The sequence below is a fragment of the Roseivivax sp. THAF30 genome (assembly GCF_009363575.1).
GTDB lineage: Bacteria > Pseudomonadota > Alphaproteobacteria > Rhodobacterales > Rhodobacteraceae > Roseivivax > Roseivivax halotolerans.
The window spans coordinates 41766-55146 of sequence record NZ_CP045389.1 but is presented as its reverse complement, the minus strand read 5'-3'; the positions used below and the strand labels follow the sequence as shown (position 1 = coordinate 55146).

Here is a 13381-nt window from a genome sequence, read left to right as displayed (position 1 = left end):
GGCCTCTCGCTTACAGCATGATCCGGCGCGGATCGGCCAGAAGGTATTTCAGATGCGCGTTGAACCGCGCGGCGAGCGCACCGTCGATAGCCCGGTGATCGTAGGACAGCGACAGCGGCAGCATGTTGCGGGGCACGAATTGCTCGCCGTCCCAGACGGGCGCCATCTTGGAGCGTGACAGCCCCAGGATCGCCACTTCGGGCGCGTTGACGATGGGCGTGAAATCGGTGCCCCCGATCCCGCCGAGGGACGAGATCGTGAAGGTCGCGCCCTGCATCTGGTCGCCCTTGAGCTTGCCGTCGCGCGCTGCCGCGGACAGATCGCCGAGCTCCTTCGAGATCTCGACGATGCCCTTGCGGTCCGCATCCTTCAGAACCGGCACGACGAGGCCGTTCGGCGTGTCCGCCGCGAAGCCGATATTGTAGAAGTGCTTGCGGATCAGCTTGTCGCCGTCGGGATGAATCGACGAGTTGAACTCCCAATGCTTTTTCAGCGCGCCGACGCTGGCCTTGATGATGAACGACAGAAGCGTGACGCGGTAGCCCTGCTCCTTCGCTTCGGTGTCGAGCTCCTTGCGGTATTTGTCGAGCTCGGTGATGTCGGCTTCTTCGTTGTTGGTCACATGCGGGATGTTGAGCCAGGAGCGGTGAAGCGCGGGGCCCGACAGCTTCTTGATCCGGGACATCTCCACATCCTCGACCGGGCCGAACTTGGAGAAGTCGACCGGCGGGATCGGCGGAATGCCCATTCCGCCCTGCGCCTGCGCGCCGCCCGATGCGGCGGGCGTCGAACGGGAAGCAAGCGCCTTCTCGACATCCTCACGCAGGATCCGGCCCTTCCGGCCAGTGCCGTTCACCGATGCTAGGTCGATCTCGACCCGGCGGGCGAAGGCCCGGACGGAAGGCGAGGCATGAACCTTGCCGAAACCCTTGTCGGTCACGGGCGCGGGGGCCTCCGCCGCTTTCGGGGCTTCCTCGGCCTTGGGCTCCTCTTTCTTGGGTTCCTCCTTGGGCGCGGCCTTTTCTTCGGATCCGTTCGATCCCTCGTCCGAGCCGCCCGACGCTTCCTCGATGATGAGGATCACGTCGCCTTCGTTGACGTTGTCGCCTTCGGAGATCTTGATCTCCTTCACCGTGCCGCCATGCGAGGATGGCACTTCCATCGTCGCCTTGTCGCTTTCAAGCTCGATCAGCGGATCTTCTTCCGAGATTGTATCGCCCACGCTTACGAGAACCGTGATTACCGGCACATCGGAGAAATCGCCGATATCGGGAACTTTCACTTCGGTCGTCATGTCGTCTGTCTCCTCGTTCCGCGTGTCAGCTCAGGCGCGGGTTCGGCTTGCCGCCGTCGATGTTGTATTTGTCGAGCGCCTTCTGAAGGTCTTTCTCGCTCACCGCGCCTTCGCGGTAGAGATCGGCCATCGCGGCCGCCGCGATGTGGTTGGCGTCGACCTCGAAGAAGCGGCGCAGGTTCTCGCGGCTGTCCGAGCGCCCGAACCCGTCGGTTCCAAGCACCGTGTAACGCTGGGGAACGAAAGCGCGGATCTGCTCGGCGAAGTTCTTCATGTAGTCCGTGGCCGCGATGACCGGGCCCTTCACGCCGTCGAGCAGTTGCGTGACATAAGGCACGCGCTCCTCGCCGAGCGGGTTCAGCCGGTTATGGCGCATCGCATCCTGACCGTCGCGCGCAAGCTCGTTGAACGAGGTCGCCGACCAGATGTCGGAGCTGACGCCGAAGTCTTCCTTCAGCATCTCCGCCGCGCGGATCGCCTGGATGAGGATCGTCCCGGAGCCCATGAGGTTCACGTGCTTCTTGCCCGGGCGCGAGGTCTTCTGCATCCGGTAAAGACCCTTGATGATCCCTTCTTCCGCGCCCGTCGGCATTTCGGGATGGGCGTAGTTCTCGTTCATCAGGGTGATGTAGTAATAGACATCCTCCTGGTCCGCGTACATGCGCTGGAGCCCGTTCTGAACGATCACCGCCACCTCGTAAGAGAAGGTCGGATCGTAGGAGATGCAGTTCGGAACCGTGCCGGCGAGGATGTGGCTGTGCCCGTCCTCGTGCTGAAGTCCCTCACCGTTGAGCGTGGTCCGGCCCGCCGTGCCGCCCAGCATGAAGCCCCGCGCACGGCTGTCGCCTGCGGCCCAGGCGAAGTCACCGATCCGCTGGAAGCCGAACATCGAGTAGAAGATGTAGAACGGGATCATCGGCACGCCGTGCGTGGAATAGGCGGTCGCCGCCGCGATCCAGTCGGACATGGCGCCGGCCTCGTTGATGCCTTCCTGAAGCACCTGGCCGTCCTTGCTCTCCTTGTAATAGGCCATCTGGTCGGCGTCTTGCGGCGTGTAGTTCTGCCCCAAGGGGTTGTAGATGCCGACGGACCGGAACAGCCCTTCCATCCCGAAAGTACGGCTCTCATCGGGCACGATGGGCACGACGTACTTGCCGATCTCCTTGTCGCGCAGGAGCGTCGTCATGATCCGCACGAAGGCCATCGTCGACGAGAATTCGCGGTCGCCCGATGACTGGAGTTCCTTCTTGAACTTGTCGAGACCGGGCACCTCGAGCTTCGGTGCGTCCGCGCTGCGCTTGGGGAACTCGCCGCCAAGTTCCTTGCGGCGATCAGCAAGGTAGCTCTTCTGCGCGTTGTTCAGCGTAACGAACGGCACCTTCTCGAGGTCGTTGTCCTCGATCGGAATGCGGAAGCGGTCGCGCATCGCTTTCAGCTGATCGACCTGCATCTTCTTGGACTGGTGGGCGATGTTCATGCCCTCGCCCGCCGTGCCCATGCCATAGCCCTTCACGGTCTTCACGAGGATACAGGTCGGCTGCCCTTCGGTATGGGTCGCGCGGTGATAGGCGTTGTACACCTTCTTGATGTCGTGCCCGCCCCGGCGCAGGCCCCAGATCTCGTCGTCGGTCCAGTCCTTCACAAGCTCGGCCGTCTCGGGATACTTGCCGAAGAAATGCTCGCGGATATAGGCACCATCCTTCGATTTGAAGGTCTGGTAATCGCCGTCGATCGTCTCGTCCATGAGCTGGCGCAGCTTGCCGGAGGTGTCGCGCTCCAGAAGCTCGTCCCAGCCGCGGCCCCAGAGGAGCTTGAGCACCTGCCAGCCCGCGCCGCGGAAATTGCCCTCGAGTTCCTGCACGATCTTGGAATTGCCGCGCACCGGACCGTCGAGCCGCTGCAGGTTACAGTTGATGACAAAGATCAGGTTGTCGAGACCTTCCCGCGCCGCGATGGAGATCGCGCCGAGGCTTTCGGGCTCGTCCATCTCGCCATCGCCAAGGAAGGCCCAGACCTTGCGGTCGCCCATGTCGATGAGGCCGCGATTGTGCAGGTATTTCATGAAGCGCGCCTGGTAGACCGCCATCATCGGCCCAAGCCCCATCGAGACCGTGGGGAACTGCCAGTAATCCGGCATCAGCCAGGGGTGGGGATAGGAGGACAGACCACCATCCACTTCGGAGCGGAAGGATTTCAGATCCTCCTCGGACAGACGCCCTTCCATGAAGGATCGCGCGTAGATGCCTGGGATCACGTGGCCCTGGAAGAAGACCAGATCGCCGCCATGCATCGTCGATTTCGCCCGCCAGAAATGGTTCAGGCCGACGTCGTAGAGCGCGGCCGAGGAGGCGAAGGAGGCGATATGACCACCGATCCCGTCCTTCTCCTTGTTCGCGCGCACGACCGTCGCCATCGCGTTCCAGCGATTGATGGTCCGAATGCGCCACTCCATTTCCATATCGCCCGGAACGTCGATCTCGTCATCGGGGGAGATGGTGTTCTGATACGGCGTGGTCGCCGTGAAGGGGAGGTTGGCGCCGGCGGCACGAGCCTGGCTGACGGCCTTGTCGAGAAGGAAATGCGCCCTGTTCGGGCCGTCGCGCTGGATGACGTCTTCAATCGCCTCCTGCCATTCCTTCGATTCGACAGGATCGATATCGTTCGGGGTATCTTTCATCTGGCATCTCCCTCATCGAGCGCGACTGCGTCGTCATATTTTCGCTTAACGCTAAGCGAAGCATTAATGTCGGACGCGATTTGACGCTGCGGCATAGTCAGCGCCGGATGTAGCATTGCAGAATTTTCATGGATACGCGGAGAGACGCAAGTTTGATATGCGTCCAGGACATGCCGTTTTAGTTCATCGTTGAACAAAAACGCGCAATGACGCGGCTGCACGTCTCGCAAATCGCCATCCTCCCTGTCGCGCCGCCCTTGGGGCTGTTCGCGGATGCACCGAAAAACCTCGGTGCCCGATGATTGGTTCCGGATACATGGTGTCTCCGTTACCGCTCACTTCAAGAGAAGCGCACCACGGCCCGGACGATCTTGCAACCTTTTCAGGAGGATTTCGCCGATTTCCGGCCTTAGTGGCCGTCTTTCAGCTCGAGGACGCGCGGCTCGGCGCTTTCGGCCAACTCCTCGAAGTCGAAATTGTCGAGCCGCTTCGCGCGCCGGCCCGCCTTGTCGGCCGAGATCTTGATCTCGGCGATGTCTTTCGAGGCCTGCCCGAAATGCCGGTCGAGGTTCTCGACCCGGGTGCCGAGGCGGTCGACATCGGTGTAAAGCAGCGAAAGCTCCTTGCGGATCGCCCCCGCCTGCTCGCGCATCCGCGCGTCCTTGAGGATGGCGCGCATCGTGTTCAGCGTCGCCATGCAGGTCGTGGGCGAGACGATCCAGACCCGCGCGGCAAAGCCTTCGCGGACGGTATCGGGGAAGTTGGCGTGCAACTCCGCGTAAACCGCTTCAGATGGCAGGAACATGATCGCGCCCTCGGCAGTCTCGCCTTCGATGATGTAGCGTTCGGCAATGTCGCGGATATGCTTTCGCACTGCCAGCCGCAGCGCTTGCGCCGCGCGCGTCGCTTGCTCCTGCGTCTCGGCGCGGCGGAGCGCCTCGTAGGCCTCCAGCGGGAATTTGGAGTCGATCGCGATCGGCCCCGGAGGGTTCGGCAGATGGATCAGACAATCGGCGCGCTTGCCGTTCGAGAGCGTCGCCTGCAGCGTGTAGCTGTCCGACGGCAGCGCCTTGCCGACGATATCGGTCAGCTGGATCTCTCCGAACGCCCCACGCGTCTGCTTGTTCGACAGGATGTCCTGCAAAGATAGCACGTCGCCCGAGAGCTTGGTGATGTTCTCCTGCGCCTTGTCGATTGTCGCGAGGCGTTCCTGCAATTGAGTGAGCGAGGACGCCGTCTTGGTCGCCTGCCCGTTGAGCACCTCGCCCATCTTCTCCTGCATGTCGGACATGGAGCGCGCCTGCTTGAGCTGACTATCCGCCAGACGGTCAGCCATCTGCCGCTGCACTTCTGCAAGCCGGCTCTCCATCGTTTGCAGAACCTGCATTTGCGCGTGGCTCGCCGTTTCGGAGACGGTCTGCAAGCTGCCGGCAAGCTGGGTTTGCCCTTGCCCAAGTTGCTGCACGTCCTGCCCAAGGCGCGAGAGATGCCGCGCCAGATCTTCGGTCACGCGCGCCGAGCGCCCGGCGCGGCGGATCGCGAGCACCATCAGAAGCACGAGCAACACGGCGACAGCAGCCGCCGCGGCGATGCCGAGCGCGAGAGGGTCGCCCGTTTGCAGATCGGTGAGGAAAGCGTCCATCAGGCCCGTCCGAAGAGTTTTTCGATATCCGCGAGCCCCAGCTCGATATAGGTGGGCCGGCCGTGGTTGCATTGGCCCGAGTGCGGCGTGGCTTCCATCTCCCGCAGAAGCGCGTTCATCTCTTCTGCGCGCATCCGGCGGCCCGAGCGGATCGAACCGTGACAGGCGACGCGACTCAGGATCGCTTCGAGCTTGTCCTGAACAAGACGCGAGCCGCCGCCTTCGGACAGCTCATCGAGCACGTCTCGGATCAAGGCCTCTGCATTGACCTCACCAAGGATCGCGGGCGTCTCGCGGATCGCGATGGCGCTGCCGCCGAATGGCTCGATCGTGAGGCCCATGCGCGCCAGGTCGTCCGCGGCCTCGAGGAGAAGCGCGCAATCGGAGGCGGAGAGATCCACCACTTCGGGGATCAGAAGCGCTTGCGCCGCGACACCGCGTTCGGCCATCTGACGTTTGAGCTTTTCGTAGACGAGACGCTCATGCGCGGCGTGCTGATCGACGATGACCATGCCGGTTTCAGTCTGAGCGATGATGTAATTCTCGTGGACCTGTCCGCGCGCCGCGCCGAGCGGCAGGACGGCGGGATCGGTTTCCGGCGTTTCGGGTGTGGTGTCTTCCACACGGCCGGACCAGGCGGTCTCCATCTCGGCAAAACCCGGCGCCTGAGCCGCCCGAGCCGAGGACAGCGCCTGCGGTGAGGGCCGGTCCATCTGGTAGACGCGCGGTCCGACGATTTCTGGCCGCATCGCACCGAGCGCGGCCCCCGCCACGGTCGAGGACGCACGGTGTCCGGCTTCTGCCAATGCGTGTTTCAGCCCCGACACGACCAGGCCGCGCACGAGGCCGGGATCACGGAAGCGGACTTCGGATTTCGCCGGATGCACGTTCACGTCCACGCGCCGCGGATCGCAATCGATGAACAGCGCCACAGCGGGATGCCGGTCGCGCGACAGGAAGTCCGAATAGGCTCCGCGCAGTGCGCCGATCAGCAGCTTGTCTTTCACAGGACGCCCATTGACGAAGACATGCTGCGCCACGGCCGAGCCGCGCGAATAGGTCGGCAGCGCAGCGAGACCGGTCATCCGCGTGCCCTCGCGCTCGGCATCGACGCGGATCGCGTTATCGGTGAAGTCGCGCCCCATGATCTGGGCCAGCCGTCCGGTCAATGCTTCGAAAAGATCGCCGGTGACTGGATCGGCGCGGAAGGTCACGCGCCCCTCGCAGCCGCCCGAGACATCGCGCAGGGTGAACCCCACGGACGGCTCTGCCATCGCAAGACGGCGCACCACCTCGCCCACCGCCTGAACCTCGGCCCGGTCGGTCCGCAGGAACTTCAGACGCGCGGGCGTGGCGAAGAAGAGATCGCGCAAGGTCACGATCGTGCCGGGTCGCAGCGCGGAAGGTCGCGCCAGCTCCGCGATGCCGCCAGAGACCGAGAGTTCGGCCCCGTCAGCCGCTTCCGCGCGGCTCTGGATCGTCAGCCGCCCCACCGCGCCGAGCGAAGGCAGCGCTTCGCCCCGGAACCCGAAGGAGCGGATGTCCAAGAGATCCGATCCGTCGATCTTCGAGGTGGCGTGCCGCGACAGCGCGAGCGGCAGCTCTTCGGGGGTCATCCCGCAGCCATCGTCACTGACCCGTATAAGGGTCTTGCCCCCATCCGCGATGTCGATCCCGATCCGGGTTGCGCCCGCATCAATGGCGTTCTCGACCAGTTCCTTGACCGCGGAAGCCGGGCGCTCCACAACTTCGCCCGCCGCGATCCGATTGATGGCCGCGTCGTCAAGCTGTCGGATTGTGGGCCGGATCTTGGGGCTGTGCGAGTTCATGACGCGATATCTAGCATGCCAGCCCGCGATTCTGAAATGACGATTTCAGCCTGCGCCAGAGATTGCCAGAGGATCGGCCCGCGGGCCTTGCATCACCAACACATTCCATTATCTGAATACAAAAGCGAATGAGGACATGCCCGCAATGTTTACCAGAACATCCCCGTCGACAGGCCCCCGAAGCCCCGAGGTCACGGGATTCTATGACCAAGCGACCGGCTCCATCATGTACGTGGCAACAGATCCTGCGACGCGGAAAGCCGCGCTGATCGACGTGGTGCTGGATTTCGATCCCGCCTCGGCGCGACTGTCGACCGAAAGCGCGGACGAAGTGCTCGAATTCGTGGCGCGTGAAGGTCTCGAGGTCGAATGGATCCTCGACACGCATCCCCATGCCGACCACGTCATGGCGCAGGCCCATCTCAAGGAAAAGCTCGGAGCTCCGACCGCGATCGGGGAAAAGGTGCGCGAGATCGCCGTCCTCTGGCGAAAGATCTACAACATGCCGGATGCCTTCGATCCGGCGCGCGATTTCGACAGGCTTCTCGCGGATGGCGACAGCTTCCGGCTTGGGGATATCGACGTGCAGGTCATGCTCTCGCCCGGCCATACGCTCGGCTCGATCACCTATGTCATGGGCGATGCGGCCTTCGTGCATGACACGTTCATGCATGTAGATGCCGGAACGACGCGCGCCGACTTTCCGGGCGGCTCCTCGGCGGAGCTTTACCGCTCGCTGATGGCGATCCTCGATCTTCCCGAAGAGACGCGTCTCTTCGTCGGTCACGATTACCCGCCCGTCGGCGACCGCACAGACCCCGCGTGGGAGGCGAGTGTCGCCGAGCATCGCGCACATAACAAGCACCTCGGCGGAGGCATCTCCGAAGCGGACTATCGCAAGATCCGCGACGAGCGCGACGCAACCCTCGGCCTGCCTGACCGGATGCTGTTTGCTTTGCAGATGAACCTGCGCGGCGGCCGCCTGCCGGAACCCGAAAGCGACGGCAGCGCTTACCTCAAGATCCCCGCGAACAAGTTCTGAAAGGATACCCGATGGACAGCGAGAAGATTGGCTCGGCCACGTTCGAGCGCTGGACGCCCGAGGAGGTCGCCACCGCACTCGAGGCCCGCGAGATCGTGCTGATCGACGTCCGGACACCTCAGGAATTCGGGCTCGAGCGGATCGAGGGGGCACTGAATTTCCCGATGGCCTATTTCGATGCGACCGCGCTGCCGCCGCAACAAGGCCGCCGTCTCGTTCTGCATTGCGGCTCGGGTCTCAGGTCCGAGCGTATGGGGAAAATCGCCATCGAAGCGGGCTTTGATGTCATCGCCCATCTCGAAGGCGGCTTCCAGGCCTGGAAGGACGCGAAAAAGCCTTACATTGGCACGGATTTCGCGTCTGGCGAACCCAAGCGGATGAATACCGGGAATTGATCAGCGAACCGGGTTCGGCACGTCCCGCCCGGCGAAGAACGCATCTAGATTGTCGAGAACCATGTGCCCCATCGCCTCGCGTGTCTCCGCGGTGGCGGATCCCAGATGCGGCAGCAGAACCACGTTGTCGAGTGCGCGGAGCGGCTCGGGGACGTGCGGCTCCGCCGCGTAGACATCGAGACCCGCACCGCCGAGCGCGCCGCTATGCAACGCGTCGATCAAGGCTGGCTCGTCGACAACATCGCCGCGTGCGGTGTTCACGAGGAACCCTTCCGGGCCTATCTTCGCGATGCGCCCTGCATCGAGAACCTTACTATTCGCACCACCGCCCGGCAGGTGCAGCGAGACTATGTCCGCCGCCTCGCAGACCGCGTCGATATCGTCCAGTCGCTCCGCCTTGAGCCCGTCAAGACGCTCGGGCGAGACCTCGGAGCGATTGTAGTAGACCACGTTCATGCCAAAACCTGCTTGCGCCCGCCGCGCGGTGGCGATCCCGATCCGGCCCATTCCGACAATACCGAGCGTCTTGCCCGTGAGCCGCGCGCCGACGAGCTGCGTCGGCTTCCAACCATGCCAGTCTCCCGCCCGCACCAGTCGCTCGCCCTCGCCCGCGCGGCGCGTGACCATCAGCATCAGCGTCATCGCCAGATCCGCCGTGCAATCGGTCAGCACGCCGGGTGTGTTGGTGACGGTGATCCCGGCCTCTTCGGCTGCGTCCACGTCGATATGATTGAAGCCGACCCCGAAATTCCCGATCAGCTTTGTCTTGGCGGCTTTGCTCAGAAGGTGGGCCGAGAACCTGTCTGTCACTGTCGGGCAGACCGCGTCGAACCTGCCCAGCGCCTCCTGCAGATCATCTTGAGAGAGAGGCTCGTCAGTCTCGTTCAGCACGACATCGTAGTCGCGCCGGACGCGGGCCTCGCAGGCGTCAGGCCATTTGCGCGTGATGAGTATTCTCGGTTTCGCCATCTCGTCCTCCCGGGTCTGCCCCAGAGGTAGCGCCCATCACGGGCTCGCAACCACCCCTTTCCGCACCCGTTGCCGCGAAAAGGAAACCCGTAGTCGCTTACAGACGCCATGAGCGCGCGGATTCGCGATTGTTCAGAACACGCAAGGGCGTCATCCGGCCCTGCACAGGCATGAAGCGCCCGCACGGGAGAGCGAGGGACAATGGCACCTAAGACCGATATCGAAATCGCCCGCGCGGCGAACAAGAAATACATCCAGGAAATCGGCGAAAAGCTCGGGATTCCCGGCGATGCGCTCCTGCCCTATGGCCATGACAAGGCCAAGGTCGGACAGGACTTCATCAACAGCCTCGCGGGCAAGCCCGACGGCAAGCTGATCCTGGTGACCGCCATCAACCCGACCCCTGCGGGCGAGGGAAAGACCACGACGACCGTTGGCCTCGGCGACGGCCTAAACGCGATCGGCAAGAAGGCGGCGATCTGCATCCGGGAAGCCTCACTCGGGCCGAACTTCGGCATGAAAGGCGGCGCGGCAGGCGGCGGCTACGCACAGGTCGTGCCGATGGAGGACATGAACCTCCATTTTACCGGCGACTTCCACGCGATTACCTCCGCGCATAACCTGCTGTCGGCAATGATCGACAACCACATCTACTGGGGCAACGAGACCGAGATCGACATTCGCCGCGTCGTCTGGCGCCGCGTTCTCGACATGAACGACCGCGCTCTCCGCCAGATCACTGCCTCGCTCGGCGGTGTCGCGAACGGCTTCCCGCGCGAGGCGGGCTTCGACATCACCGTCGCCTCCGAGGTGATGGCGATCCTCTGCCTGGCCTCCGATCTCAAAGATCTCGAAACGCGCCTCGGCGCGATGATCGTCGCCTACCGCCGCGACAAGAGCCCCGTCTATTGCCGTGACATCGGTGCGGAAGGCGCGATGACCGTGCTCCTCAAGGACGCGATGCAGCCAAACCTCGTGCAAACCCTCGAGAACAACCCCGCCTTCGTGCATGGCGGCCCCTTCGCCAACATCGCGCACGGATGCAATTCGGTCATCGCGACCAAGACCGCGCTCAAGCTGGCGGACTACGTGGTGACGGAAGCCGGCTTCGGAGCCGACCTCGGTGCCGAGAAGTTCTTCGATATCAAGTGTCGCAAGGCGGGTCTCGCCCCCTCCGCCGTGGTGCTCGTCGCGACGGTGCGCGCGATGAAGATGAACGGTGGCGTCGCCAAGGCCGACCTCGGAGCAGAGAACGTCGAGGCGGTGAAGTCCGGCTGCGCCAACCTCGGCCGCCATATCGAGAACGTCAAAAGCTTCGGCGTTCCGGTCGTGGTCGCGATCAACCACTTCGCGGGCGACAGCGATGCCGAGGTGCAGGCGGTGAAGGATTTCGTGGCCGAGCAGGGTTCCGAGGCGATCCTCGCCAAGCACTGGGCCGACGGCTCTGCAGGCGTCACCGAACTTGCCACGAAGGTCGCCGAGATCGCCGACAGCGGCGTGTCTGATTTCGCCCCGCTCTACGAAGACGAGATGGGCCTTGCGGACAAGATCGAGACGGTCGCAACCCGCATTTACCGCGCCGACGGCGTGGTGATGGACGGCAAGATCCGCGCCCAGCTCAAGGAATGGGAAGATCAGGGCTACGGCAAGCTGCCAGTCTGCATGGCCAAGACGCAGTACTCTTTCTCAACCGACCCGACCCAGCGCGGCGCGCCGACCGGCTTCACGATCCCCGTCCGCGAAGTGCGCCTGTCCGCCGGCGCGGGCTTCATCGTCGCGATCTGCGGCGAGATCATGACGATGCCTGGCCTGCCCTCGGCACCTGCGGCGCAGAACATCCGCCTCAACGAAGCCGGCGAGATCGAAGGGCTGTTCTGAGACTGTTCATCGACGGGGGCGGGGTATATCCCCGCCCCGCGACGCCTTGGGCATGACCGGGAAAGGAACAAAATGAGCGCCACCATCATCGACGGCAAGGCCTTCGCCGCCGACATCCGCGAGAAGATCTCGGACCATGTGACGCGTCTGCGCGAGGAGAACGGGATCATCCCGGGCCTCGCCGTCGTCCTCGTGGGCGAGGATCCGGCCAGCGAGGTCTACGTCGCCGCCAAGCACAAGCAGACGACAGAGGTCGGAATGCGCTCGTTCAAGCATGCGCTGCCCGCCGACACCTCCGAGGCAGATCTCTTCGCGCTGATCGACAAGCTGAACGCCGATCCAGAGGTACACGGAATTCTCTGCCAGTTCCCCGTGCCGGATCACCTCGACGAGCGTGCGATCGTCGCGCGAATCGATCCATCAAAGGACGTTGACGGGCTGAGCGTCGTGAATGCAGGGCTTCTGGCCAGTGGCGAGAAAGGCCTCGTCTCCTGCACGCCACTCGGCTGCCTGATGCTGCTGCGCGACCGCATTCCCAATCTCTCGGGTCTGGACGCGGTCGTGATCGGCCGCTCGAACCTGTTCGGCAAACCGATGGCCCAGCTCCTCCTGCGCGAGAACTGCACGGTGACCATCGCCCATTCCCGCACGAAGGATCTCGCCGAGACGGTCCGCCGCGCCGACATCGTCGTGGCCGCCGTCGGCCGCGCCGAGATGGTCAAGGCCGATTGGGTCAAACCCGGCGCGACGGTGATCGATGTCGGGATCACGCGCATCCCGCATCCTGACAAACCGGGCAAAACCAAGCTCCTCGGCGACGTCGCGTTCGACGAGGTCAGCGAGGTCGCGGGCGCGATCACCCCGGTTCCGGGCGGCGTCGGTCCGATGACCATCGCCTGCCTGCTGGCCAATACCCTGACAGCATGTTGCCGGGCCCATGACCTCGACGAGCCGGAAGGTCTGACAGTCTGACCTCCCCTCTTTGGGTTGGCGGAAATACCGCGGGAGCGCGAGGGCCGCGCCCTCGCCCGGACCGGGACCGGCTCAATGCCGGTTCCGGTCCGCCCCTGGCTAGCCCAGATCGAGCTTCATCGTCGCCATGCCGCCGCGCTCCGACAGGGTCGCGAACCCGGCCGAGCGATAGGCGTTGAGCGCGGGCAGGTTGTCCGTCTCGCATTTCAGCGTCACGGTCAGCGCCTCGAGGCTGCGCGCCGCCTCGATCACCAGTCCGGCCATCTGCTCTCCCGCGCCCCCTCGCGCTTCGGGCACAACGAACGCATAGGTCAGATGCCGGACCTCGGGTCCGATACCGACGCGAAGCGCGAAGAAGCCGACGTCGCTTCCGTCGGCATCGACGAGATAGAACGATTTGTCGTCCGGCTCGTTCAGCCATTTTTCCTGCCATTCCAGCGGGTCCAGCGGGAACTTAGCATTCGGATTGACGAGCGCCATCTCCTCGGCGCTACCGATCATCTCACCAAGGGTGACCACCTCGAAAGGGGCGTTCCGGCGCAGCCTCAGTCGGGGCATGCACTCTCCTCCGCATCGCGTTCGCGAAGGCGCCTAGCGCAAGTCTGCCGCAGCGTCCACCGCCACCGCCGTGCAAGGCGGTGTCGCGTATCTGCGCGTTTGCGGGGCTTGCCCCTCGTCTCAAG

General features: G+C 63.9%; 10 protein-coding genes. 4 read left to right on the top strand and 6 right to left on the bottom strand.

The window, feature by feature from the left end:
* Window positions 1-10 precede the first annotated feature (10 nt).
* The 4 genes from aceF to mutL form a co-directional block, all read right to left on the bottom strand.
* On the bottom strand, window positions 11-1294 hold the full coding sequence (aceF, locus tag FIU91_RS00225; RefSeq protein ID WP_093009216.1) for a dihydrolipoyllysine-residue acetyltransferase: 1284 nt from the start codon (window positions 1292-1294) through the stop codon (window positions 11-13).
* A gap of 25 nt (window positions 1295-1319) precedes the next feature.
* Window positions 1320-3971 (bottom strand): pyruvate dehydrogenase (acetyl-transferring), homodimeric type, encoded by a 2652-nt coding sequence (gene aceE, locus FIU91_RS00220; protein ID WP_152460958.1) that lies wholly within the window; start codon window positions 3969-3971, stop codon window positions 1320-1322.
* A gap of 409 nt (window positions 3972-4380) precedes the next feature.
* Window positions 4381-5613, bottom strand: coding sequence for a DNA recombination protein RmuC (locus FIU91_RS00215; RefSeq protein WP_152460957.1), 1233 nt, complete (start codon window positions 5611-5613; stop codon window positions 4381-4383).
* Window positions 5613-7442: a DNA mismatch repair endonuclease MutL gene (mutL, locus tag FIU91_RS00210; protein ID WP_152460956.1), complete on the bottom strand. Its 1830-nt coding sequence runs from the start codon at window positions 7440-7442 to the stop codon at window positions 5613-5615. Before mutL ends, FIU91_RS00215 begins: the two co-directional genes overlap by 1 nt.
* A gap of 145 nt (window positions 7443-7587) precedes the next feature.
* Here mutL and FIU91_RS00205 point away from each other — a divergent pair, with 145 nt between their 5' ends.
* Both FIU91_RS00205 and FIU91_RS00200 read left to right on the top strand, forming a co-directional pair.
* Window positions 7588-8484, top strand: a complete 897-nt coding sequence (locus tag FIU91_RS00205) for an MBL fold metallo-hydrolase (RefSeq protein WP_371418222.1) — start codon at window positions 7588-7590, stop codon at window positions 8482-8484.
* Window positions 8485-8495: 11 nt separating this feature from the next.
* Window positions 8496-8879 (top strand): rhodanese-like domain-containing protein, encoded by a 384-nt coding sequence (locus tag FIU91_RS00200; protein WP_152460954.1) that lies wholly within the window; start codon window positions 8496-8498, stop codon window positions 8877-8879.
* Here FIU91_RS00200 and FIU91_RS00195 read toward each other — a convergent pair whose 3' ends face one another.
* The gene (locus FIU91_RS00195) at window positions 8880-9848 is read right to left on the bottom strand and encodes a D-glycerate dehydrogenase (RefSeq protein WP_152460953.1); all 969 of its coding nucleotides are present in this window, start codon (window positions 9846-9848) and stop codon (window positions 8880-8882) included.
* A 201-nt stretch (window positions 9849-10049) separates the two neighbouring features.
* Here FIU91_RS00195 and FIU91_RS00190 point away from each other — a divergent pair, with 201 nt between their 5' ends.
* Together FIU91_RS00190 and folD are read left to right on the top strand one after the other, a co-directional pair.
* On the top strand, window positions 10050-11726 hold the full coding sequence (locus tag FIU91_RS00190) for a formate--tetrahydrofolate ligase (protein WP_152460952.1): 1677 nt from the start codon (window positions 10050-10052) through the stop codon (window positions 11724-11726).
* A 72-nt stretch (window positions 11727-11798) separates the two neighbouring features.
* Window positions 11799-12698: a bifunctional methylenetetrahydrofolate dehydrogenase/methenyltetrahydrofolate cyclohydrolase FolD gene (gene folD, locus FIU91_RS00185; RefSeq protein ID WP_152460951.1), complete on the top strand. Its 900-nt coding sequence runs from the start codon at window positions 11799-11801 to the stop codon at window positions 12696-12698.
* 99 nt (window positions 12699-12797) lie between these two features.
* On the opposite strand, the gene FIU91_RS00180 is transcribed toward folD, so the two are convergent.
* Entirely contained in the window at window positions 12798-13256 is a 459-nt protein-coding gene (locus tag FIU91_RS00180; protein ID WP_152460950.1) for an N-acetyltransferase, read from the bottom strand.
* Window positions 13257-13381: the final 125 nt, after the last annotated feature.